16 protein-coding genes are annotated in these 24,021 nt (G+C 51.0%); 9 read left to right on the top strand and 7 right to left on the bottom strand.

Annotated elements, in window-relative coordinates; translation table 11 throughout:
- The first annotated feature begins 19 nt into the window (after nt 1-19).
- From ftsH to ltrA (ING2E5A_RS00175), 3 genes are all read left to right on the top strand, one after another.
- On the top strand, nt 20-2,050 hold the full coding sequence (ftsH, locus tag ING2E5A_RS00185; RefSeq protein ID WP_071135670.1) for an ATP-dependent zinc metalloprotease FtsH: 2,031 nt from the start codon (nt 20-22) through the stop codon (nt 2,048-2,050).
- Nucleotides 2,051-2,328: 278 nt separating this feature from the next.
- Nucleotides 2,329-2,904, top strand: coding sequence for a superoxide dismutase (locus tag ING2E5A_RS00180; RefSeq protein ID WP_083373390.1), 576 nt, complete (start codon nt 2,329-2,331; stop codon nt 2,902-2,904).
- A 459-nt stretch (nt 2,905-3,363) separates the two neighbouring features.
- Nucleotides 3,364-4,758, top strand: coding sequence for a group II intron reverse transcriptase/maturase (gene ltrA / locus ING2E5A_RS00175; protein ID WP_154669989.1), 1,395 nt, complete (start codon nt 3,364-3,366; stop codon nt 4,756-4,758).
- A gap of 173 nt (nt 4,759-4,931) precedes the next feature.
- Here the strand turns inward: ltrA (ING2E5A_RS00175) and trxA are convergent, their stop codons facing one another.
- The 3 genes from trxA to ING2E5A_RS00160 form a co-directional block, all read right to left on the bottom strand.
- A complete protein-coding gene (gene trxA, locus ING2E5A_RS00170; RefSeq protein ID WP_071135669.1) occupies nt 4,932-5,246 on the bottom strand; it encodes a thioredoxin in 315 nt (104 codons plus the stop codon).
- A gap of 12 nt (nt 5,247-5,258) precedes the next feature.
- Complete coding sequence (gene dnaE, locus ING2E5A_RS00165) at nt 5,259-8,984, bottom strand: DNA polymerase III subunit alpha (RefSeq protein WP_071135668.1); 3,726 nt, start codon at nt 8,982-8,984, stop codon at nt 5,259-5,261.
- 97 nt (nt 8,985-9,081) lie between these two features.
- The gene (locus tag ING2E5A_RS00160) at nt 9,082-10,626 is read right to left on the bottom strand and encodes a peptide MFS transporter (RefSeq protein ID WP_071138095.1); all 1,545 of its coding nucleotides are present in this window, start codon (nt 10,624-10,626) and stop codon (nt 9,082-9,084) included.
- A 751-nt stretch (nt 10,627-11,377) separates the two neighbouring features.
- On the opposite strand from ING2E5A_RS00160, the gene ltrA (ING2E5A_RS00155) reads away from it, so the two are divergent.
- The 5 genes from ltrA (ING2E5A_RS00155) to ING2E5A_RS00135 all read left to right on the top strand — a co-directional run bounded on the left by ltrA (ING2E5A_RS00155) (nt 11,378) and on the right by ING2E5A_RS00135 (nt 16,811).
- A complete protein-coding gene (ltrA, locus tag ING2E5A_RS00155; protein ID WP_154669989.1) occupies nt 11,378-12,772 on the top strand; it encodes a group II intron reverse transcriptase/maturase in 1,395 nt (464 codons plus the stop codon).
- A 128-nt stretch (nt 12,773-12,900) separates the two neighbouring features.
- Nucleotides 12,901-13,746 carry a prephenate dehydratase gene (locus ING2E5A_RS00150; protein ID WP_071135667.1) on the top strand — a complete coding sequence of 282 codons (846 nt, stop codon included), beginning with the start codon at nt 12,901-12,903 and terminating at the stop codon, nt 13,744-13,746.
- A 25-nt stretch (nt 13,747-13,771) separates the two neighbouring features.
- The gene (locus ING2E5A_RS00145; protein ID WP_071135666.1) at nt 13,772-14,947 is read left to right on the top strand and encodes a pyridoxal phosphate-dependent aminotransferase; all 1,176 of its coding nucleotides are present in this window, start codon (nt 13,772-13,774) and stop codon (nt 14,945-14,947) included.
- 23 nt (nt 14,948-14,970) lie between these two features.
- A complete protein-coding gene (locus ING2E5A_RS00140; protein WP_071135665.1) occupies nt 14,971-16,041 on the top strand; it encodes a bifunctional 3-deoxy-7-phosphoheptulonate synthase/chorismate mutase type II in 1,071 nt (356 codons plus the stop codon).
- Nucleotides 16,038-16,811 carry a prephenate dehydrogenase/arogenate dehydrogenase family protein gene (locus ING2E5A_RS00135; RefSeq protein WP_071135664.1) on the top strand — a complete coding sequence of 258 codons (774 nt, stop codon included), beginning with the start codon at nt 16,038-16,040 and terminating at the stop codon, nt 16,809-16,811. The genes ING2E5A_RS00140 and ING2E5A_RS00135 overlap by 4 nt, the downstream gene beginning before the upstream one ends.
- 100 nt (nt 16,812-16,911) lie before the next feature.
- Here ING2E5A_RS00135 and ING2E5A_RS00130 read toward each other — a convergent pair whose 3' ends face one another.
- Genes ING2E5A_RS00130 through tgt form a run of 3 tightly spaced genes read right to left on the bottom strand, consistent with a single transcriptional unit; the run spans nt 16,912 to nt 20,000 of the window.
- On the bottom strand, nt 16,912-17,718 hold the full coding sequence (locus ING2E5A_RS00130; protein WP_071135663.1) for a peptidylprolyl isomerase: 807 nt from the start codon (nt 17,716-17,718) through the stop codon (nt 16,912-16,914).
- Nucleotides 17,719-17,750: 32 nt separating this feature from the next.
- The gene (locus tag ING2E5A_RS00125; RefSeq protein WP_071135662.1) at nt 17,751-18,845 is read right to left on the bottom strand and encodes an LptF/LptG family permease; all 1,095 of its coding nucleotides are present in this window, start codon (nt 18,843-18,845) and stop codon (nt 17,751-17,753) included.
- A gap of 24 nt (nt 18,846-18,869) precedes the next feature.
- The gene (tgt, locus tag ING2E5A_RS00120) at nt 18,870-20,000 is read right to left on the bottom strand and encodes a tRNA guanosine(34) transglycosylase Tgt (protein ID WP_071135661.1); all 1,131 of its coding nucleotides are present in this window, start codon (nt 19,998-20,000) and stop codon (nt 18,870-18,872) included.
- Between the two features lie 306 nt (nt 20,001-20,306).
- Here tgt and ING2E5A_RS00115 point away from each other — a divergent pair, with 306 nt between their 5' ends.
- Complete coding sequence (locus ING2E5A_RS00115; protein WP_071135660.1) at nt 20,307-22,538, top strand: glycosyltransferase family 4 protein; 2,232 nt, start codon at nt 20,307-20,309, stop codon at nt 22,536-22,538.
- A 14-nt stretch (nt 22,539-22,552) separates the two neighbouring features.
- Here ING2E5A_RS00115 and ING2E5A_RS00110 read toward each other — a convergent pair whose 3' ends face one another.
- Nucleotides 22,553-24,019 carry a glycoside hydrolase family 130 protein gene (locus ING2E5A_RS00110; protein ID WP_071135659.1) on the bottom strand — a complete coding sequence of 489 codons (1,467 nt, stop codon included), beginning with the start codon at nt 24,017-24,019 and terminating at the stop codon, nt 22,553-22,555.
- Nucleotides 24,020-24,021: the final 2 nt, after the last annotated feature.

Raw genomic sequence — 24,021 nt, 5'->3', positions numbered from 1 at the left:
AGCTACATAGGAGAAGTTAATGGAAAACAGCAATCCAAATCATCAAGATAACAACAAAGCAAGAAAACCGGGACGTCCTGGCGGGTTGGGAAATACAAACCCCAATCAGCCGTTCAATGTTTATTGGATATATGCCATTTTGTCGATGGTACTTATCGGGATGTTCTTTTTTGGGCAGAATAAAAATATAAAGAGGGTCGACTGGTCCGATTTCCAGGAATATGTGAACGACAACCGGATCGAGAGTGTTGTGGTTTACAGCAACAAAGATATTGCCGAAGCCAAAGTCCGCCCCGAGTCGGCGAGTTATGTCTTTGGCGAAAATGCCGGCCGGTTTGGGGCCAATCCGTTTATACAGGTAAATATCCCCTCCACTCAGGGTACTTCGGAATTTCTCGATACGGTGAAGAGAGAGAAGGGATACGATATCAAGGTCCGTTTCGATACCACCTCTGAAATTTGGAGCATGCTGCTCACCTTTGCTCCTTTCCTGCTGATCATCGTTTTCTGGATATGGATGATGCGGCGCATGCAGGGTGGACCGGGCGGTGCCGGCAGCGGCATCTTCAGTGTGGGTAAATCGAAGGCTCAGCTTTTCGACAAGGATGCCGGCCCACGTGTCACCTTCAAGGATGTGGCCGGTCTCTCCGAGGCTAAAGAGGAGGTGCAGGAGATCGTGGAGTTTCTCAAGCATCCGGGCAATTATACCAGCCTGGGAGGAAAGATTCCGAAAGGTGCGTTGCTGGTAGGCCCTCCGGGAACAGGCAAGACCCTCCTGGCAAAAGCGGTTGCCGGCGAAGCCAATGTACCGTTTTTCTCCATATCGGGGTCCGATTTCGTGGAGATGTTTGTCGGAGTAGGGGCGTCGCGTGTGCGCGACCTCTTTCGCCAGGCCAAGGAGAAGTCGCCCTGTATCGTCTTTATCGACGAGATCGATGCCGTTGGACGTGCACGCGGAAAGAACGTCAATTTCGGTTCCAACGATGAGCGGGAAAATACGTTGAACCAGCTGCTCACCGAGATGGACGGTTTTGGCTCAAACAGCGGCGTGATCATCCTGGCGGCTACCAACCGTGTGGATATTCTGGACAAGGCGTTGTTGCGTGCAGGGCGGTTCGACAGGCAGATCTATGTGGAGCTGCCCGATCTGAACGACCGGAAGGATATTTTCAAGGTTCACCTGCGTCCTATCAAGATTGATGAATCGGTGGATGTGGATTTTCTGGCGAGACAGACCCCCGGCTTCTCGGGTGCCGACATTGCCAATGTTTGTAATGAGGCGGCCCTTATTGCTGCCCGCAACAAGAAGAAATTTGTTGAACGGGACGATTTCATCAGTGCTGTCGACCGGATCATCGGTGGCCTCGAGAAGAAGAACAAGATCATCACGCAGGAGGAGAAGAAGGCGATTGCGATCCATGAAGCGGGACACGCTACACTGAGCTGGTTCCTGGAGCATGCGAATCCGCTGGTGAAAGTGACCATCGTGCCACGCGGAAAGGCATTGGGTGCTGCCTGGTATCTCCCGGAAGAGCGGCAGATTACCACCAAGGACCAGATGCTCGACGAGATGTGTGCCCTGCTTGGCGGAAGGGCCGCCGAAGAGCTCTTTATCGGCAAGATATCTTCCGGGGCGATGAACGACCTTGAACGGGTAACCAAGCAGGCTTATGGCATGATCACCTACCTGGGAATGAGCGATAAGTTGCCCAATTTGAGCTATTACGATTCATCGGGTCAGGAGTATACTTTCCAGAAACCCTTCAGCGAAAGCACTGCCGAACTGATCGATGCCGAAGTCAAGAGGATGATTGCCGAACAATATGATCGGGCCAAAGAGCTGCTCTCCAGACATGCGGAGGGACACGGTCAGCTGGCCCGGATCCTGCTTGAAAAGGAGATCATCTATGCAGAGAATCTGGAGCAGATCTTTGGAAAACGGCCCTGGGCCTCCCGTTCGCAGGAGATACTTCAAAGCAACGAGGAGAAGCCGCATAGTGAAAAGGAGGTGACCGACACCCTTCCACTCCCGCCGGTTCCCTCCGAGTAGCTGCTTATAGAGAGCCTATTGCCGCATATAATTACGTGATATACAGCCCGTTTTTTGTAAAACTGGGCTGTTTTTTTATGCCTGTTATTAAGTTTCATTCTAAATAGTGTGAACATTTTTGTTGCTGTTTCGTTTATATGATATAAACATTCAACTGTTCAACAATGAAAACAACGAAACATGCCCTGTTGGCTCTGGTTTTGGCAGCAACTGCTTTGAGTTGCAGCAATTCAAAAGCCACAAATAACGATAATAATAATTCTAAAAATAGAGAGACTATGAAATTTGAAAAAGTAGCATTACCTTATGCAACCGATGCCTTAGAGCCGGTAATCAGCAAAACAACCGTTGAGCTCCATTATGGCAAGCACCATCAGGCTTATGTCGACAACCTCAACAAGCTGGTTGTTGGAACCGAGTTTGAAAATGCAGACCTGGAAACCGTCGTGAAGAAGAGCAGCGGAGCCATCTTCAACAATGCCGGACAGATCCTCAATCACAACCTCTACTTCACCTCCTTCAAGCCCAATGGCGGTGGAGAACCCAAGGGGAAGCTGGCAGAGGCCATCAACGCCCAGTTTGGTTCGTTCGACAAGTTCAAGGAGGAGTTCAATGCTGCCGGTGTCTCCGTTTTCGGTTCGGGATGGGTCTGGTTGGCCAAGGATGCCAACGGCAAACTCTCGATCGAGAAGGAGTCGAATGCAGGAAACCCGTTGACCAAAGGTCTGACGCCGATCCTGGGATTTGATGTATGGGAACACTCTTACTATCTCGACTACCAGAACCGCCGTGCGGATCACCTGAAGGAGCTCTGGAAGATCATCGACTGGGATGTGGTGAGCAACCGCTATTGATTCTGCCGGTAATTGATAAATTGTACAGCCGTCATCTCCGCAAGGAGATGGCGGTTTTTGTTTGCTATGCATGTTCATTATCTATAGGGTTAAAGTCCCGAGCGGGCTTATTTTGGCGAGAACCGTTAGTTGATGGCAAGGGTGTTACCGCGAGGTATAACCTGAAAGAAGCCTAAAACAAAAGTTGGTACTAACGAACAGAAACTGCATACTAAGGCTTACCCGGGGGGTAATGTGGCAATAAACACAGACGCCCTAAAGCCGTCCGTAACCCGGGGTAGTAAATGCAGTAGTATTAACAGGAAGATAATGCACTTAACGTAGGAGGTCTCTAACCCGAAAGGGGCAGAGAAGTCAGCAGAGGCCATAGTACCGCTATAAATATTGAGTAACGTCAATACAGGGAAGGGCTGAATTTTCAATTAAGGAGCAGTTATTTTGTAAATTGTAACGACCATTATGAACCCAGGTAAACACGGGAACTTACAGATGAGTCTTTTTGACGAATGGGAGCGTGGCCAAAAGGTGAAGGGGACTGACGTATTCAGTTCAGGAAGCGGTTTGGTACGGGACGAGTGGTTGTCAGGTTGCAAAGAGGAACGAGCCTTAACCCAAGATTTAATGAGTGATATAACGGACTTAAAGAATCTTGATGCCGCATTGCGGCAAGTAATCAGTAACAGGGGAAGTGCGGGCATTGACGGGATGACCGTTGACGAACTTAGAGATTGGCTTAACAGCCACCACCGAGAACTTCAACGCCAGTTAATGACAGGCACATACCAAGTTACGGCAGTTAAAGAGGTATTAATCCCGAAGCCTGATGGCGGGAAACGCCAACTGGGTATTCCCACGGTCAAAGATCGCTTGGTACAACAAGCGATAAGCCAAGTACTGTCGAAACGTTATGACCCTATATTCTCCGAATACAGCTACGGTTTTCGTCCACGGCGTAACGCTCATCAAGCATTACGTAAAGCGGGCGAATACGTGGCCGAAGGAAAGGATTGGGTTATCGACATAGACTTGGCAAAATTCTTTGACGAGGTGAATCACGACCGATTGCTTTGGCAGTTAAGTACTCGCGTTGGTGACAAGCGCGTACTTAAGTTGATAGGTAAATTTCTTCGAGCAGGAATGCTAATCGGGGGGATGGCCAATCAACGGGTGAAAGGGACACCGCAAGGCAGCCCACTATCACCCCTGTTGTCGAATATCGTCTTAGACGAACTGGACAAGGAGTTAGAGCGGAGAGGACACTGCTTTGTACGCTACGCCGATGATATTATCATAATGGTCGGAAGCGAACCAGCCGCGGAGCGATCGATGCAAAGCCTCTCCAAGTTTATCGAAAATCGGATGCGATTAAGAATAAACAAGGAAAAGAGCCATATCGTCCGTCCTCATCAACTCAATTATCTCGGTCATACTATCTTAAAAGGCGGGAGTTTAGGATTAAGCCGAAAGAGCGAACAACGCTTCAAGGCGAAACTAAAATCGCTTACCAAACGCAACAGGGGCATTAGCTTCGATCAGTTAATAAGCGAGCTAAATCCCGTTCTACGAGGCTGGCTAAACTACTTCAAGCACGCAAAGATGAAAAGTCGTCTTCGCAACCTTGAAGCTTGGCTTCGTCGTAGATTAAGATGCTATCGTTTAAAACAATGCAAACGGGCGTTGGGCATAGCCAGGTTCTTGACCAAGTTGGGCGTTCCTTGGAACCGGAGCTGGACAACGGCGGGAAGTTCTAAGGGATGGTTTAGACTGTCAATGACCCACGCTGCACACGAGGGAATGAACCTTGAATGGTTCAAGAAAACGGGACTTTACAGTTTAACGGCCAATTACGGTTAAACATTGAAGAAACCGCCTAATACGAGAGACGTACGTTGGGTGGTGTGAGAGGATAGCAGAGTTAGGAGTAATTACCTATCTTTGCATCCTACTCGATTATCTCCGTTTCATAAAAAAATACGGAACAGCTTTGCAGTTGTTCCGTGATCAATACCTTTCAATGAATGGAGCGATCAAAGATTCTTCTCGATCTTTTCAGTGAAGAGATTTTTGGCGCCCGCACCCACTAACTTGTCTACCACCTCGCCATTCTTGATGAAAAGGACTGTGGGAATATTGCGGATACCATATTTTGAAGTGGCCTCGTCGTTGTTGTCTACATCAATCTTTCCTACCACCACCCGATCTTTATACTCTTCACTCAGTTGGTCGATGATGGGGCCAACCATCTTGCAGGGGCCGCACCATTCAGCCCAAAAGTCGATAACCACTAATTTGTCTGTTGCCAACACCTCATCCAGTGTTGCATCGGTAATCTGTAATGCCATAGTTATGTTAAGTTAGTTAATTTTGAATTCGATTTTCAAATTGTTCTTTAAGTTGTCGATCAGGTGCTTGTCCACCCTGATCCTGGACGGTCGCGAAAAAAGTTGCACATTCATGCCTGGCGATTCGCCGATGATGTGGAAGTATAACAACGAATGGCCCGAATTGTTTTTCATCAGGGCCGATAATTCCGAAACCATCCTGTCGTCCAGTTCACTGATCGGCAACTGGAGCGTTATCTTCGAGACCAGCTTCTCCTTTACTTCGGATAAGAGATTGATGCTGGTCACCTTCACTTCGAGCTCCTCCTGCTTGAACCGCTTGGGTTGAATTCTGGCAGTTAGATAGATAGAGAGACCAAGACGGGCAAACTTTCCGAAGTTTACACTCTCTTCCCCGAAAAAGGCCAGTTCGCAACTGCCGGTATAATCCTCAATGACCATGATCGTGTAGGGGCTTCCACGCTTCGTCTGCCCCTCCCTCACACTGGTGACCAGGCCGCCGAAGGTGACCTCCTTCCCGTTGAGCGGGTTCAACTCCTGCAGTGCCGCACAACTGGTGGTACATACGTAATTCAGGATAAATTCGTAATCGTCCAGCGGGTGTGCCGAGAGGTAGATACCGATCAGTTCCCGCTCCTTGTTCAACCGCACGAGATCGGAAACCTTCTCCACCTTAGGCAATTCAGGACGGCTGATCATAAACGAGGAGTCGTCGCCGAAGAGGGAGTTCATCGATTGATATTTGTCCTGCTGGAATTTGTTGCCGTAACGGATAAGTGTCTCCAGGAACTCCTCTCCCTTGCCGTTTGCCGCCATGAAGTGCTCCCGCTTCACGCCGGGAAGCGAGTCGAAAGCTCCAGCCAGTGCCAGCGCCTCGATCGTCTTCTTGTTGCACGATGAGAGGTTTACCCGTTCCACGAAATCGAAGACATCCCTGAACGGACCGTTTTTCGTCCTCTCTTCAAGAATAGTTTCCACGGCGCCCTGTCCAACACTCTTGATGGCTGCCAGGCCGAAGCGGATATGGCCCTCCCTGTTTACCGAGAATTTCAGTTCCGATTCGTTGATATCGGGCGTAAGGACATTGATTCCCATCGCCTTGCATTCGTCCATGAACTTGGTGATTTCGGTGATGTTGTTCAGGTTGTTGGAGAGCACCGAGGCCATGTATTCCGAGGGGTAGTTGGCCTTCAGCCAGCCGGTCTGGTAGGCCACCCAGGAGTAGCAGGTGGAGTGCGACTTGTTGAAGGCATACTGGGCGAACTTCTCCCAGTCGGCCCAGATCTTCTGCAGGTCCTTCTCGTTGTAGCCGTTCGATTTGCCGCCGGCTATGAATTTCTCCTTCAGGGCGGCCATCTTGTCCGCCAGCTTTTTCCCCATCGCCTTGCGCAACTCGTCCGACTGACCCCGGGTAAAGTTGGCCAGCAGTCGCGACAGAAGCATCACCTGCTCCTGATAGACCGTGATTCCGTAGGTCTCGTCGAGATACTTCTCCATGATGGGGATGTCGTAGGTGATCTTCTCCTTACCCTGCTTGCGGGCGATGAAGGAGGGGATATAATCCATCGGTCCGGGCCGGTAGAGCGCGTTCATCGCAATCAGGTCCTCGAACTTGGTAGGACGCAGCTCCTTCAGGTACTTCTGCATCCCGGTCGATTCAAACTGGAACGTTCCGGTGGTCTGTCCGTTGCTGTAGAGTTCGTAGGTCTTCGGATCATCCAGGGGGATGGTGTTGATGTCGATCTTGATGCCCCGCGTCTTCTCGATGTTGGTGAGCGCATCCTTGATGATGGTCAGCGTCTTGAGTCCAAGGAAGTCCATCTTGATCAGTCCGGTCTCCTCGATGACCGATCCTTCGTACTGTGTCACCAGCAGTTTCTCTTTCGACTCCTTGTCGTCTGCCGTACTGATCGGGACGATGTCGGAGATGTCGGTCTGACCGATAATGACGCCGCAGGCATGTACGCCGGTGCTTCTAACATTCCCCTCGAGCATCTCGGCATACCTGAGTGTGTCGCGTACCAGCGGATCGGGGCTGTTGGCCGCCTCCTTCAGTTCTGGAATATGTTCGATTGCCACCTTGAGGTTGATCTTCTTGACGTTGGGAATCCGGTCGGGAACCAGCTTGGCCAGCCGGTCCGCTTCTGCCAGAGGCAGTTTATGGACGCGGGCCACGTCGCGAATCGACGATTTGGTTGCCATCGTACCGTAGGTGATGATTCGTGCCACCTTTTCGTAGCCATATTTGTCGGATACCCACTGGAGCACCTTGTCGCGTCCCTCGTCGTCGAAGTCGATATCGATATCGGGCATCGAGATGCGGTCGGGGTTAAGGAAACGCTCAAACAGCAGATCGTACTTCAACGGGTCGATATCGGTAATTCCCAGGCAGTATGCCACGGCCGATCCTGCTGCCGATCCACGACCCGGCCCCACCGCCACGCCCATCTGGCGTGCCGCGTTGATAAAGTCCTGTACAATGAGAAAGTAGCCAGGGAAACCCATATTGGTGATGGTGTCGATCTCGAACTGCAGTCGCGACATCACCTCCTCGTTCAGCTCCTCCCCATATTTCTTGCGGGCACCGATCTGGGTGAGGTGCCAGAGGTAATCCGATTCGAGCTGGATACGGATCACCTTGTCGTAGCCGCCCAGCCGGTTGAAGTTGGCCTCGCCGAACTTTTCAATCAGTGCCGCTTCCGAATATCTGGCCTTGTACTCCTCTTCGGTGCCGAACGACTTGTCGATCGGGTAGAAAGGCATCAGGGGCGGACTGTCGATCGAATAGAGCTCCACCTTCTCCACGATCTCCATCGTGTTGGCCAGGGTCTCCGGCAGGTCGGCGAAGATCCGGTTCATCTCGGCAGTGGTCTTGATCCACTCCTGTTTGGTGTAGCGCATCCGGTCGGGATCATCCAGGTCCTTGCCCATGCTTAGGCAGATGAGCCGGTCGTGTGCATCGGCATCCTCCTCATTCACGAAGTGAGCGTCGTTGGTGGCGATCACCTTCACCCCATATTTTTTTCCCAGTTTAAGGATCTCTTCGTTTACCCGCTCTTGTTTCGGATAGGTGGTGCGGTCGGCATCCGGACGGTCGGTTTTGTGGCGTTGGATCTCAAGGTAGAAATCGTCGCCGAAAACACGCTTGAACCACTGTATCGCCTCTTCTGCTCCCTCCAGGTTTCCGTCATCGATCTTTCGCGGGATCTCACCCCCCAGGCAAGCGGTAGAGATGATCAGTCCCTCGTGGTACTGCTCCAACAGCTCCTTGTCGATACGTGGACGATAGTAGAAACCTTCGGTCCAGCTCTTGGAAACCATCTTGATAAGGTTTTTGTAGCCGGTCAGGTTCTTGGCCAGCACAACGAGGTGCCAGCCGCTGCTGTCGATCTTTTCGCTCTGCAGAAACCGGCTACGCCGTGCGCAATAACATTCGCAGCCGATGATCGGTTTGAAGTCGAGTCTGGCCCTCTTGGCGGCAAGTTCCTCCTGCAGCTTCCTGTTGCCGGGATCGCTCTCCAGCTCTTTGGTCAGACGCTTTATCTCGTTCTGAATTTTAGATTTGGCACTTTTGACGTAGTTCACGAACTCCTTGATGCCGTACATTGCCCCGTGATCGGTCAGCGCAATACCGGCCATCCCGTCGTTCATGGCCTTGTCGACGATCCGGTTGATGCTGGCCTGACCGTCGAGCAGGGAGTATTGGGAGTGTACGTGTAAATGTACAAATGGTTGCATATGGAGACGATTGATAAAAAAACCAGATTTTGTGAATCACAAATTTAGCCAAAAAAAGTGCCGCTTCGGGAAGAAGCGGCAAGAATTTTTTCGTTTTTTATTTTGCCACCCGTTCGAGCCATTTTAGCATGAACAGCATGGTAAACATCGATATGAGACAGGCGGTGACGAATACCAGCCATGTGGCCCACAACGGCAGGCTTTCGTAGAAGATGGTTCCGAAGATCAGTAGCTGGTTACCCAGTGCGGTAGCTCCGAGCCATGCCCCCTGCATGATTCCCTGATACTGGGGAGGAGCCACTTTTGATACAAACGACAACCCGAGCGGGCTGATGAAGAGTTCGGCGACGGTCAGGATGAAATAGGTGCCGATAAGCAGGAAGGGGGTCACCCGCTGAGCATCTGTCAATCCTCCCATTGCCCTTGCGGTATCGGCGTCGGGCAATCCCTGTGAACCGATCGACATAAGCAGGAAGGCCGTAGCTGCGATACCCATTCCGATTGCAATCTTTTTCGGGGTGGATGGCTCTTTTCCTCTTGCCCTCAACCAGCCGAACAGCCCAATCACCACCGGAGTGAGGAAGACCACGAAGAAGGGATTGAAGAACTGGAAGATCTCGGCTCCCTTGATGGTGGTGAAGCCCAGGTCGATGCTGATAGCACTCAAATCGGTATATTCGTTGGCGAAGAAGGTGAGGGTTACCCCGTTCTGGTGAAATGAGAACCAGAAGAAGATCACTACTGCAAATACCGAGAAGAGGGCGTAGAGACGTTGACGCACCTCTTTGGGATCCATCTGTACTGCAGTCGGCTGCCCGGTGTTGGCGGCTTTTTCCTTGGCGGCCTTCAACGCCGGATCGGGAAACTTGCTCTTGTTGGTGATAAAGATTGTGAGTGAGATAAGCATGGCGAAGATGGCCACGCCGAAAGCATAGTGGAAGCCGGTGTTGAAGACGTTCAGGTATTCGTTGGCAAATGCGGTCAGATCGGCCGGCGCAGTTTTGCTCACCGTTGCAGCCAGCTCGGTGAAACGTTGTGTCGCTTCCGGTGTTATGGTTCCCCGGAGAAACTGGTGGCTGAGGGCTGGAAGATCGGAATTGTACTCAAATCCGTTGAATTGAACCCACCAGTTGCGGATTCCTACGGCGATCAGAGGAGCAAACAGGGCGCCGATATTGATGAACATGTAAAAAATCTGAAATCCGGTATCCCGTTTATCTGAATATTTGGGATCATCATACATCTGTCCTACTACTGCCTGCAGGTTACCTTTGAAGAGTCCGTTGCCAAAAGCTATGACAAACAGTCCGAAGCAGGTTATGGTTAAGTAGAGCGTGAAGTTGGGGACGGGTGTAGGAGTAGGGATGGCGATCAGCAGATAGCCTACCGTCATCAGGATGAGACCCCAAAGTATGGTCCCCTTGTATTTTTTCGTTTTGTCGGCAATTAAACCGCCAGCCAGTGCAAGCAGGTAGATCAGTGCATAAAAAACAGAATAGATGAGAGTAGCCTCTGTCTTGTCAAGTCCGAACTTAGATAAAAGGAATAACGATAAGATCGCCATCATGATATAAAAACCAAAACGCTCGCCCATGTTCGAAAGGGCTGCGCCGATAAGTCCTTTAGGATGATTCTTGAACATAAATTGAGTTTTTAATTGTTTAGGATTTTTAATCTGCAAATATACACAAATAAATGAATCCGCTTTCCGGTAGAGAAGATAAACCGGGAAATCTTGCATTCCGGAGATTGCTCCTTGCAGGAAAAGTGCGAAAAAAAATCATCTGTTTGTTGGATTGTCTAATTTTTGTTGTATTTTTGCAACCGATATTCGGAAAAAACGAATAAAATGAAACAGAACAATTTTGCATACTCCTTCTATTTTTACTTTTACTTTAGTAAGAAGTAGACAGGATTTTGTGTGCAAAATGAAGCGATATAAAAATAACTTGTTTGAATAGAAAATCCTGTCGATAACACCGACGGGATTTTTGTTTGCTATGCATGTTCATTATCTATAGGGTTAAAGTCCCGAGCGGGCTTATTTTGGCGAGAACCGTTAGTTGATGGCAAGGGTGTTACCGCGAGGTATAACCTGAAAGAAGCCTAAAACAAAAGTTGGTACTAACGAACAGAAACTGCATACTAAGGCTTACCCGGGGGGTAATGTGGCAATAAACACAGACGCCCTAAAGCCGTCCGTAACCCGGGGTAGTAAATGCAGTAGTATTAACAGGAAGATAATGCACTTAACGTAGGAGGTCTCTAACCCGAAAGGGGCAGAGAAGTCAGCAGAGGCCATAGTACCGCTATAAATATTGAGTAACGTCAATACAGGGAAGGGCTGAATTTTCAATTAAGGAGCAGTTATTTTGTAAATTGTAACGACCATTATGAACCCAGGTAAACACGGGAACTTACAGATGAGTCTTTTTGACGAATGGGAGCGTGGCCAAAAGGTGAAGGGGACTGACGTATTCAGTTCAGGAAGCGGTTTGGTACGGGACGAGTGGTTGTCAGGTTGCAAAGAGGAACGAGCCTTAACCCAAGATTTAATGAGTGATATAACGGACTTAAAGAATCTTGATGCCGCATTGCGGCAAGTAATCAGTAACAGGGGAAGTGCGGGCATTGACGGGATGACCGTTGACGAACTTAGAGATTGGCTTAACAGCCACCACCGAGAACTTCAACGCCAGTTAATGACAGGCACATACCAAGTTACGGCAGTTAAAGAGGTATTAATCCCGAAGCCTGATGGCGGGAAACGCCAACTGGGTATTCCCACGGTCAAAGATCGCTTGGTACAACAAGCGATAAGCCAAGTACTGTCGAAACGTTATGACCCTATATTCTCCGAATACAGCTACGGTTTTCGTCCACGGCGTAACGCTCATCAAGCATTACGTAAAGCGGGCGAATACGTGGCCGAAGGAAAGGATTGGGTTATCGACATAGACTTGGCAAAATTCTTTGACGAGGTGAATCACGACCGATTGCTTTGGCAGTTAAGTACTCGCGTTGGTGACAAGCGCGTACTTAAGTTGATAGGTAAATTTCTTCGAGCAGGAATGCTAATCGGGGGGATGGCCAATCAACGGGTGAAAGGGACACCGCAAGGCAGCCCACTATCACCCCTGTTGTCGAATATCGTCTTAGACGAACTGGACAAGGAGTTAGAGCGGAGAGGACACTGCTTTGTACGCTACGCCGATGATATTATCATAATGGTCGGAAGCGAACCAGCCGCGGAGCGATCGATGCAAAGCCTCTCCAAGTTTATCGAAAATCGGATGCGATTAAGAATAAACAAGGAAAAGAGCCATATCGTCCGTCCTCATCAACTCAATTATCTCGGTCATACTATCTTAAAAGGCGGGAGTTTAGGATTAAGCCGAAAGAGCGAACAACGCTTCAAGGCGAAACTAAAATCGCTTACCAAACGCAACAGGGGCATTAGCTTCGATCAGTTAATAAGCGAGCTAAATCCCGTTCTACGAGGCTGGCTAAACTACTTCAAGCACGCAAAGATGAAAAGTCGTCTTCGCAACCTTGAAGCTTGGCTTCGTCGTAGATTAAGATGCTATCGTTTAAAACAATGCAAACGGGCGTTGGGCATAGCCAGGTTCTTGACCAAGTTGGGCGTTCCTTGGAACCGGAGCTGGACAACGGCGGGAAGTTCTAAGGGATGGTTTAGACTGTCAATGACCCACGCTGCACACGAGGGAATGAACCTTGAATGGTTCAAGAAAACGGGACTTTACAGTTTAACGGCCAATTACGGTTAAACATTGAAGAAACCGCCTAATACGAGAGACGTACGTTGGGTGGTGTGAGAGGATAGCAGAGTTAGGAGTAATTACCTATCTTTGCATCCTACTCGATTTTTCAGCTGACATTAAGCTCAAAAAGAGAGATGAAGAGAGTTGCCATACAGGGCGGATTGGGCGCTTATCACGACATTGCAGCCCGCACTTATTTTGGCGAGGAGATAGAGATTGTGCCTTGCCTTACCTTCAAGGAGATATTTTTAAGAGCCAGGGAGGAGAGGGAGCTTATCGGCATCATGGCAATCGAGAATACGATTGCCGGTGGATTGTTGCTCAACCACGACCTGCTTAAGCTCAACGACATGAAGATTGTGGGCGAGCACAAGCTGCGGATTTCCCACACCTTGTCGGCTTTGCCGGGACAGACAGTGCAGGATATCCGGGAGATCATCTCCCATCCGATGGCATTGATGCAGTGTGCCGACTTTATCGAAAGTCTGCCCGACGTGAAAATTGTAGAACATGAAGATACCGCTCTGGCGGCAAAGGATATCATGGAGGGAAAACTCTCCGGGGTGGCGGCCATCTGCAGCAAGCTGGCTGCTGAAGTCTACGGCCTGGAGGTGCTTCGGGCCGGGATCGAGACCAACAAACGGAACTTCACCCGCTTTCTGGTCTTGGCTCACGAAGAGATGGTGCCGGAGATACGCAAGTCCGACATGATCGACAAGGCGTCGCTTGTTTTCGTCCTGCCGCATAGTGAGGGGAGTCTCTCCAGGGTCTTGTCGGTCCTTTCATTCTATGACATAAACCTCACACGTATCCAGTCGCTGCCGATTATCGGTCGGGAGTGGGAGTATCAGTTCTATATCGACCTCACCTTCGCCAGTTATGAACGGTACCAACAGTCCATCAAGGCCATCCTGCCGCTGGTGGGCAACCTGAAGATACTGGGTGAGTATGTCGAGGACAAGCATATTATTGCCGATTAATCAGTCGAATAACAAACCGGATCAAATGGATAAGAGAGCTATTATCGAGCCAGCGGCTCACATAAAAAATATTTCAGAATACTACTTTTCGGTCAAACTGGCCGAAGTGGCCAGGATGAATGCCGAGGGGAAGGATGTGATCAGCCTGGGCGTAGGAGCCCCGGACCGGATGCCGTCGCCGGAGACAATCGATACGCTGTGTGAGGCGGCCCGCCGTCCCGACGTGCACGCTTATCAGCCCTATACCGGAATCCCGGAGCTGAGAAAGGCCTATGCCGGGTGGTATGGAGAGCACTACGGCGTGAAACTCTCGTCCGACGAGGTGTTGCCGCTGATCGGATCGAAGGAGGGTATCCTGCATATCTCGATGACCTTTCTCAATTATGGCGACGCCGTACTGGTTCCCAACCCCGGATATCCTACCTACCGGTCGGTATCCGAACTGCTTCGTGCCCATGTTATTGAATACGATCTGCTCGAGGAGAACGATTGGCTGCCCGATTTCGACGCACTGGAGCGGCTCGATCTGAGTAGGGTAAAACTGATGTGGGTGAACTATCCCAACATGCCTACCGGGAAGAACGGGTCGGAAGAGTTGTTCAGGCAATTGGTGGAATTTGGCAAAAAGCATGGCATCGTTATCTGTCACGACAATCCCTACAGCTTTATCCTGAACGACCGGCCACTGAGCATCCTGTCGGTTGAGGGGGCCAGAGATATCTGCATCGAGCTGAACTCGTTGAGCAAGTCGCACAACATGTCGGGCTGGCGTATGGGACTGCTCGCTTCCAACCCTCAATTCGTGCAGTGGGTGCTGAAAGCGAAGAGCAATATCGACAGCGGTCAGTTCAAACCGATGCAGCTGGCCACCGTGGCCGCCCTGCAAAACAGCCGCGAGTGGCACGACGGGATGAACCGCATCTATGCAGAACGTCGGTTGTGGGCTGAAAAGATCATGGAGCTGATGGGGTGCAGGTACGACAGGCATCAGGTTGGGCTCTTTGTCTGGGGAAAATTGCCGGAATCGGTCTCCTCAAGTAAAGCGTTCATTGATGAGATCCTTTATGGCGCCCATGTCTTTATCACGCCCGGTGTGATTTTTGGAAGCAATGGCGAGGGCTACGTCCGCATCTCGCTGGGTAGTTCGGCCGAAAAGATGGAGCAGGCATACGAACGGATAAAAAAGATGTATCATTGTTAAACAGTTATCAAACCCTTTATCATATGGAATTTGAATCAATTTTGTTACCCGGTGTAGAAGATAAGCGTCCGGTCATCATTGCCGGTCCCTGCAGTGCAGAGACGGAGGAGCAGGTTTTGAAAACGGCTGTAGAGCTTGCCGGAAAAGGGGTGAAGATCTACCGGGCAGGAGTATGGAAACCAAGAACGAAACCTGGCGGTTTTGAGGGTGCCGGCACACCGGCGTTGAAATGGCTCCAGCAGGTCAGGAGGGAGACCGGCATGTATGTTTCTACCGAAGTGGCTACCGAGAAACATGTGTATGAATCGCTGAAGTACAACATGGATATGTTGTGGATTGGTGCCCGAACTACGGCAAATCCCTTTGCTGTTCAGGAAATTGCCGATACGTTAAAGGGTGTGGATATCCCCGTCTTGATAAAGAATCCGGTCAATCCCGATCTGGAGTTGTGGATCGGCGCCATCGAGCGGCTATACAACGCCGGACTCACGAAGATCGGCGTCATCCATCGCGGTTTCAGTACCAACGACAAGAGTGTCTACCGAAACATGCCCCACTGGCATATTCCCATCGAGCTGAAACGACGTTTCCCCGATCTTCCCATCATCTGCGACCCGAGCCATATCGGCGGAAAACGCTCCATGATCAAGAAGATTTCGCAGCAGGCGATGGACCTGAACTACTATGGATTGATCATTGAGTCGCACTGCAATCCAGATGAGGCATGGAGCGACAGTGCACAGCAGATTACCCCTGGTACCTTGGCCGATATCTTGAACGAGCTGGTTATCCGCGACAAGGTACAGTCGACTGAAGATCTCTCCGTATTGCGCGGACAGATTGATGAGCTGGACAATGAGATCCTGCAGCTCCTGTCGAAGCGGATGCGTGTCTCCCGCGAGATAGGACTCTACAAGCTTGAGCACGATATGCCGGTGCTGCAGACCGGACGCTATGACCACATCCGGAAAGACAGGGTTGAGCAAGCTGAAAGAATGGAGATGGGGGGCGAATTTGTCTTGAAGATACTGGAGGCGATCCACACCGAATCGGTCCGCCAGCAATTTGAAGTAATGGAAAAAGCGAAAAAATGAGAATACTTATCCTGGGAGCCGGCAAGATGGGATCCTTCTTTGCCGATGTGCTCAGTTTCGATCACGAACTGGCGGTACTCGATACCGATCCCCGAAAACTGAGATTTATCTACAACACGTTACGGATGACGAAGCCGGAGGAGGTGGCCGATTTTGCCCCCGAACTGGTGATCAATGCCGCTACACTGAGGTATACCATCGAGGCGTTTAACAATGTACTGCCCTATCTGCCTCAGACCTGTATCCTGAGCGATATCGCATCGGTGAAGACCGGATTGGAGGAGTTCTACCGGGAGCGTACCCGTCCCTACGTCTCTACCCACCCGATGTTCGGTCCCACCTTTGCCAGCCTGAGCGATCTCAGTACGCAGAGTGCCATCATCATATCGGAGTCGTCTCACCTGGGAAAGGTCTTCTTCCGCGATCTCTACCGCCGACTCAAGTTAAACGTCTTCGAGTACTCTTTCCGGGAGCACGACGAGACCATCGCCTATTCGCTCTCCATTCCGTTTGCCTCCACACTGGTATTCGCATCGGTCATGAAGCATCAGGATGCGCCGGGCACCACCTTCAAGAAGCATATGAACATTGCGCAGGGACTGCTCTCGGAAGACGATTTCCTGCTGACCGAGATCCTCTTCAACCCCTATACTCCCGGTCAATTGGTGAAGATCAGGGAGAAGCTGAAGGAGTTGCTGGCCATTGTTGAAAAGAGGGATAGCGAAAAGATGAAAGATTTCTTGAGTGAAGTCAGAAAAAATATCGAGTAGCTACTTCAATGTCTCGATAATCAGGAGGAACTTGTCGCCTCCTCTTCGGCAACTGTTCAGGATGATCAACTCTTTGTAGCGATCAGTTGAACGGTTCATCTCACTCCACGTATATTTTCACAATCTTCGCATCCGACCTGGGGCGGCTGTTGGCATCTACCGGCAAGGCGGCAATCTTGTCGATGACGTCCAATCCTTCAATCACCTCACCAAACACGGTATACTCGCCGTCGAGGTGGTGTGCCCCGCCGATGGTGGAGTAGGCCTCCTTCATCTCCGCAGGGAGTGTCAGTTTGCCGGGCGCAGCTTCGTACAACGAATCCACCACATGGAGAACCGAATCTAGCAGGGCATTAAAGGCGCTGGCATCAACGCTCTTCAATCTTGCCAATTCATCTTTGTGCGGCAGGTAATGGTCGCGAATGATCCTGTTCTTGATCGGTACATTCACTGCCATCTCCATGGAGTCGAGCCGGCCTGGAGAGTAGATCTTCCCGTGTACGACATAGAACTGGGAGGCGTCCGATCTCTTCTGCGGATTCTCGTCATCCCCCCTGCGTGGGGCGGCGATTGCCCCTTTTTTGTGGAAGTGGTGCGGCCTGAACTCGGGCAGGATATCCATATCGGTCCGTCCGCCACCGATCTGTGCACCTGCCGGTGCATTCCTCGAGTCCTGTGCGCCGCCCTGAATCATGAACTCCTTGACGACCCGATGAAACAGCGTGCCGTTGAAATAGCCCTGCTTCACCAGTTTCAGGAAATGGGCGCTGTGGTTGGGGGTGTCGTCATACAAAATCGCCTTCATCGTCCCGAAATTGGTCTCGATGACAATGACCGGATATTGAGTCTGACCATTCACGAATAGTGAAAATGTCAGCATTAGAGTGAAAATAAGAGACTTTTTCATATCGCAATATTTTGTCTTGCTGATCAACAATTTCAGTTGGGTGCTTTCTTGTAGAGATAGAATGCGATGCCGATAAAAACGACGTTGGGTATCCATGCCGCAACAAAAGGACTCATGTTGCCCTTCACGGCAAATGACGAACTGATGGTCATGAAGAGGATATATGCCATGCTCAGCGCCAACCCGATACCGATGTTCAGCCCCATGCCCCCCTTCACCTTCCGTGCCGAGAGTGAGGCCCCGATGATGGTCAGGATAAATGCTGAAAAGATGGAGGCATAACGTGAATGGTACTCGATCTGGAAAGCCTGGATGTTGCCCAGTCCCCTCTCCTTCTGGCTCCTGACGTGACGGAGAAGTTGCGGAGTGGTCATCATCTGCTGGTCGGTCTTGGCCACGATGAAATCGTTGGGCACAATCTGGATGATGGTGTCGAGTGAGGTTCCGCGGGTAATCTTCTCCTCCATTCCCTCAAAATCCCTTATCTGGTAGTTGTTGATGGTCCAGTGATAGAGTGAGTCGTACTGGATGGATTGCGCAGTAAGGCGGGATACCAGCTTCAGGCTGTCGAACCGGTCGATCGAGAAGTTGTAGCCTTTTTTCGACTCCATGTCGAAATTGCCGAAATAGACTATCGTCCCTTCAGCTACCTTGAACTGGATATCGCGGTCGCCCGTTTTCTTTTTGCGCGGGTCAACATACTTCTGTTCGAATGAGATACGGGTCTCGTTGGCCGGTGGGATAATATAGCTGCCCATCACAAACGAAAAGATGGCGATCACCGCAGCCGATATCATGTAGGGCTTGAGAAGACGTTTAAAGCTTACCCCGTTGGAGAGCAGGGCTATGATCTCCGAATTGGAGGCCATCTTCGAGGTGAAGAAGATTACCGCCAGAAAGATGAAGAGCGGGCTGAAAAGATTGGCGTAGTAGGGTATGAAATTGAGGTAATAGTCAAAGATGATCTCTTTCAGCGGAGCACTGTTGCTCATGAACTTGTCGATCTTCTCGTTGATGTCGAACACCACCGAGATCGATATGATGAGCGTGATCATGAAGATGTAGGTCCCCAGGAACTTCCCGATGATATACTTGTCTATCCGTAGCAGGTTGAGTCTATTCTTCATACTCTTGTCTATTCTGTCGCGATCCTACAGACGCTGCATGGTTCTTTCCACCATGATCCGTTTCCATGAGGAGAAGTCCCCCTCGATGATATGTTTCCGGGCCTCCCGCATCAGCCAGGTGTAAAATGCAAGATTATGCACCGATGCTATCTGCAGCCCCAGTATCTCGTTCGTGTTGATCAGATGCCGCAGGTAAGCTTTACTGTAAAGGGTATCCACGAATGAGGCACCCTCCTCTTCGATGGGCGAGAAATCCTCTTTCCACCGCTCGTTCCGCATGTTCAGGATGCCGTTCTTGGTAAAGATCTGCCCATTCCGGCCGTTGCGGGTAGGCATGATGCAGTCGAACATGTCCACGCCCCGTTCCACCGCTTCCAGGAGATTGGCCGGAGTGCCTACCCCCATCAGGTAGCGTGGCTTATCCTTGGGCAGTATCTCGTTCACCAGCTCAACCATCTCGTACATCTTCTCCGTCGGCTCACCAACCGCCAGTCCACCGATGGCATTGCCATCAGCCTCCAGCGAGGCTACGTTTTCAGCCGCACGGCGACGCAGGTCGGGAAAGACGCATCCCTGGACAATCGGGAAGAGGGTCTGCCTGTAGCCGTAGGGGCATTCGGTCTCCTTGAACCGGTCGATACACCGCTTCAGCCACCGCTCCGTAAGGTCGAGCGATTTTTTGGCATAGGCGTAGTCGGCATCACCAGGTGTACACTCGTCGAAGGCCATGATGATGTCAGCCCCGATGGTGCGCTGGATATCCATCACCTTTTCCGGCGTGAAGAAATGTTTCGAACCGTCGATATGTGAACGGAACTCGGCCCCCTCCTCGGTCAATTTCCGGTTTCCGGCGAGTGAAAAAACCTGGAACCCGCCACTGTCGGTCAGTATGGGTCGGTTCCAGCTGTTAAACCGGTGCAGTCCGCCGGCACCCTCCAGCACCTTCAGTCCCGGCCGCAGGTAAAGATGATAGGTGTTCCCCAGGATGATCTGGGCCTTGATATCCTCCTTCAATTCGGTCATCTGTACCGCCTTCACGCTCCCGATGGTGCCTACCGGCATGAAGACGGGCGTCTCGATATGGCCGTGATCGGTAGTAATTACTCCCGCCCTGGCGTTCGAGCGGGGATCGGTATGTTGCAGTTCAAATTTCAAAGCGGGACGTTTTCTTTCGTTCAGTCAAATTAGCCACAAAGATAATCAATTCTGTTCTCACCACCCTAATGGTGATGGATTAAAAATAGTTAGCGGAATTTCCATCCCCACTCTTGACTTCAGGGCAAAAAAATGCTATCTTTGTAAGCACCGGATCACAATCAACCCATTTTTTCGCTCGTTTTTTGCATCCGTGCAGGGGTTCCCTGCCGGTGATATCTGTTCGCTTCTCCGTGAATGAGGAGCGGGGATGATCAATTTCAGGTTATCTGTTTGTTACATTAACTTCTAATAATTCTAAGAGAGATGAAGATTGCATATATTGGAACATACCCTCCGCGACAGTGCGGGATTGCGACATTCACAGAAAATCTGTGTAAATCGATAGCCCTCAATTTGGGGCAGGAGAGAAAGAACCAGGCCAGCGTGATAGCTATCAACGACTCCAGCTCACTGCAGGAGTATGACTATCCGCCGGAGGTCAAGTATATTATCCGGCAGAATTACCGTGAAGATTATATCAATGCTGCTGAGCAGATCAACCTGAGCAATTTCCAGGCTTGCATCCTCAACCACGAATTCGGCATTTTCGGTGGTGAGTCGGGATTGTACATCCTCTCACTTACCGACCGCTTGAAGGTGCCGCTCGTTGTCGTGTTCCATACCGTTCTGAAGGAGCCCTCCTTTCTGCAAAAGAATATCATCCGGAAGATAAATGCGGCTGCAGCCAAGATTGTGGTGATGAGTCATAAGGCGGTGGAGTTGCTTACCACGGTTTACGGGATAGCTGCCGGGAAGATCGAAGTGATTGAGCATGGCGTGCCGGATTATCTGGGTGTTTCGCACGAAGCGATCAAGAAGGAGTATAACCTGGGCGACCGGCAGGTGTTGCTGACATTTGGCTTCCTGGGACGGAACAAAGGGATCGAGACGGTGATCAATGCGTTGCCTGCAGTGGTGGAGAGGCATCCGTCGCTTCTCTACATCGTGCTGGGCGCCACACATCCCAATATCCTCAAGTATTCGGGCGAAGAGTACCGGAAGTACCTGAACAAGCTGGTGAGAGACCGTAAATTGCAGGAGAATGTTGTTTTTCTCAAATCGTTCGTTACGGAAGATATCCTTTTTGAATACCTGCGGGCATGCGATATCTATATTACCCCTTACAACAACAAGGAGCAGATCACCAGCGGTACATTGGCCTATGCCGTGGGAGCCGGGGCGGCCGTAATTTCCACTCCGTACTGGCACGCCGAGGAGCTGCTGGCCGAGGGTCGGGGCCGACTGTTCGACTTCAAGAATTCTGAACAGCTGGCCGACATCCTGAATGAGCTGCTCGATTACCCTGAAAGGATGAAGGCATTGAGGGAAAAGGCCTACAGTTACGGGAAACAGATGCGCTGGTCGATGATCGGGAAGCAGTATCTCGCTCTTTTGGGAAGGATAGTGGAAGCTCCCCCTATCCAGAAAAGGATCCAGCGACCGATTGTCAAAATGGAGCTGCTGCCCGATTTTTCATTCGACCATATCAAGCGGCTGACAGACGATACCGGTATCGTGCAGCATGCCCGGTACGGCATACCCAACCTGAAAGAGGGGTATTGTCTCGACGACAATGCCCGGGCCCTGCTGATGTCGCTGATGGCCTACAGTCAAAACCGGGATCCGTTTGCCCTCGATTGCATGCGGATCTATCTCAGCTACATCCAGTACATGCAGACCGAAGAGGGAACCTTTCGCAATTTTCTCAGTTTCAGGCGGGATTTCCTCGACAGGGAGGGAAGTGAAGACTCCTTCGGCAGGACCATCTGGGCGCTCGGATATCTCCTGTATGCTTCCCCGAACATGGCTTACAGGGAGTTTGGCAAAGAGCTGTTTGACAACTCCAGACAACACTTCCAGAGGCTGGAGCATCTGCGCGGGGTGGCCAATACGGTTATCGGGATCAGTTATTACCTGCGGTGCTACCCCGGGGATGAAGCGCTGCTTCAGGTCATGAAGGAGCTGGCATCGAGGCTGACCGATGCCTATTTCAGGAACCGTGCCGACCAGTGGGAGTGGTTCGAGTCCGCCCTTACCTACGATAATGCGGTATTGCCGTTAAGCCTGTTTCATGCGGCTGAGGTTTCCGACGATCCGCTCTTTCAGGATGTGGCTTTCAAAACGACCGCATTTCTGGAGGAGGTGACCCTCGGCAAGGGGTATCTCTCTCCCATCGGAAGTTACGGCTGGTACCCGAAAGATGGAACCCGGGCGATGTTCGATCAGCAGGCGATCGAGGTGATGGGCAACGTCCAGCTCTATTTTCAGGCATATAACGTTACGAAGGAGCAGGAGTACCTTCGGAAGATGTTCCAGTCGTTCCTCTGGTTCCTGGGTGAAAACGATCTGCGGGTCCCCCTCTACGACTACGAAACGGGTGGATGCTGCGACGGCCTCAAGCAGGATGGCGTGAACCGTAACCAGGGAGCCGAGAGTACGCTGGCCTACCTCATTTCCTACCTCACCGTCTTGAAGGCATTGGAGTATGAGTCGTAGCGGGCGGGCCGGTATCAGCCGTTCAGGATCTTCTCGAGCAGCTTCCGAAGGCTGACCGACATGAATCCGGAACCGGTATCTGACAGTCCGTAGGGGACGATAAGCTGGCCGTTGTGGACGATGGATCCGCAGGAATAGACCACGTTGGGGACATAGCCTTCCCGCTCTTCATCGTTGGGCACCAACAGCGGATCCCTGAGTCTTCCGATCTCCCTGGTGGGGTCGTTCAGGTCGAGCAGCGTCGCCCCCAGGGCATACTGTCGCATAGGTCCGACACCGTGCGTAATCACCAGCCACCCTTCGGGAGTCTCGATCGGGGAACCACAGTTACCGATCTGGATGAACTCCCAGGGGTATTTCGGCGCCTGGATCCTGACCGGTGCCGGCCATACGTTGATGTTGTCTGAGAATGCAATGTAACTGTTGATTCCGTCAACTCTCGACAACATGGCATACTTGCCGCCGACTTTCCTGGGAAAGAGTGCCAGGTTCTTATTTTGCGTTCCGTCGCCATGGAGCGGCTTGATCTCGAATGTGTAAAAATCCTTTGTCACAATAAGTTTCTGCAGGGCGACATAGCCATCATACGCACTGTAGGTGGCGTAGTAGGTAACCTCGCCGTTATCATCGGTGAACCTTACAAATCGGGCATCTTCAATTCCCTTCCGTTCGGTATAGGAAGTAGGGAAGATCACCCGTTCAGAAATATGTGTGTCGCGCGAGAAATGGATCGTATAGTGGGAGTCGGCCAACCATATCATCTGTTTGATGGAGCGCTTTACCTCCTCTTCGAGGGAGTTGTTCTCGGCCAGGTATCCGTTGACCGATTTCAGCAGTTCACCGTAGATGAACCTGTCGGCCAGTGAATCCATTACCGGCTTTACGACCAGCTCATCGACCCCCATCTCGCGAAGCTTCTTCTGGAAACTCTCCTTTTCATAGATATATCTTTTGGTAACCTCGGCACTGTCGACATGATAGCCTGCCGTCTCAAACTCCAGCTCCCCCAGGTGATTGATCACCCCCGTATGGAATACAATGCTCGATATATGTCCTTCACCGGTAGCCCGAAAACTGACGATAACCCGTTTTGAGCCTTCGCTGAGTCCTGTCTGATCGGGCGATTCAACAATGGAGGGATTGAAGAATGCAGCTGAACTGATGGAGTACTCCATGGAGAAATAGGATCCGATCAGCAGCTTCTTCACCATGCTCACCTGCTCCGGTTCGGTGAAGGTGGGGGCGACCAGCTCCAGTGCTTTGCGGTAATGTTTGAGGAACTTGTGTGTCAGGTTACGGTGTCGCTTGGAGAACTCCCTCAACGTATAGGTCAACGTTTTGTCCGCCTCGCTCTCCTCCATCTCCAGCACCTTCGTTATCAAGGCACGGGTCCGCTCCTCTCCCAGATCGAGAAATCGGATGATCACCTGTTTGTAGTTGGAATAAAACTTGTTGGGTAAACGATTGACAATGATTCTCATAG

This window comes from Petrimonas mucosa, assembly GCF_900095795.1.
Classification (GTDB): domain Bacteria; phylum Bacteroidota; class Bacteroidia; order Bacteroidales; family Dysgonomonadaceae; genus Petrimonas; species Petrimonas mucosa.
Note: the sequence above shows the minus strand (reverse complement) of the source record. Positions and strands in the feature narration are given on the sequence as shown.

Excerpts from the sequence above, each read along its gene's own strand:
- trxA (WP_071135669.1), bottom strand. The coding sequence starts at position 5,246 with ATGGCATTACAGATTACCGATGCAACACTGGATGAGGTGTTGGCAACA.
- ING2E5A_RS00135 (WP_071135664.1), top strand. The coding sequence starts at position 16,038 with ATGAGAATACTTATCCTGGGAGCCGGCAAGATGGGATCCTTCTTTGCC.
- ING2E5A_RS00140 (WP_071135665.1), top strand. The coding sequence starts at position 14,971 with ATGGAATTTGAATCAATTTTGTTACCCGGTGTAGAAGATAAGCGTCCG.
- ING2E5A_RS00160 (WP_071138095.1), bottom strand. The coding sequence starts at position 10,626 with ATGTTCAAGAATCATCCTAAAGGACTTATCGGCGCAGCCCTTTCGAAC.
- ftsH (WP_071135670.1), top strand. The coding sequence starts at position 20 with ATGGAAAACAGCAATCCAAATCATCAAGATAACAACAAAGCAAGAAAA.
- dnaE (WP_071135668.1), bottom strand. The coding sequence starts at position 8,984 with ATGCAACCATTTGTACATTTACACGTACACTCCCAATACTCCCTGCTC.
- ING2E5A_RS00145 (WP_071135666.1), top strand. The coding sequence starts at position 13,772 with ATGGATAAGAGAGCTATTATCGAGCCAGCGGCTCACATAAAAAATATT.
- ING2E5A_RS00130 (WP_071135663.1), bottom strand. The coding sequence starts at position 17,718 with ATGAAAAAGTCTCTTATTTTCACTCTAATGCTGACATTTTCACTATTC.
- ING2E5A_RS00125 (WP_071135662.1), bottom strand. The coding sequence starts at position 18,845 with ATGAAGAATAGACTCAACCTGCTACGGATAGACAAGTATATCATCGGG.
- ING2E5A_RS00110 (WP_071135659.1), bottom strand. The coding sequence starts at position 24,019 with ATGAGAATCATTGTCAATCGTTTACCCAACAAGTTTTATTCCAACTAC.
- ltrA (WP_154669989.1), top strand. The coding sequence starts at position 3,364 with ATGAACCCAGGTAAACACGGGAACTTACAGATGAGTCTTTTTGACGAA.
- ING2E5A_RS00180 (WP_083373390.1), top strand. The coding sequence starts at position 2,329 with ATGAAATTTGAAAAAGTAGCATTACCTTATGCAACCGATGCCTTAGAG.
- ING2E5A_RS00150 (WP_071135667.1), top strand. The coding sequence starts at position 12,901 with ATGAAGAGAGTTGCCATACAGGGCGGATTGGGCGCTTATCACGACATT.
- ltrA (WP_154669989.1), top strand. The coding sequence starts at position 11,378 with ATGAACCCAGGTAAACACGGGAACTTACAGATGAGTCTTTTTGACGAA.
- ING2E5A_RS00115 (WP_071135660.1), top strand. The coding sequence starts at position 20,307 with ATGAAGATTGCATATATTGGAACATACCCTCCGCGACAGTGCGGGATT.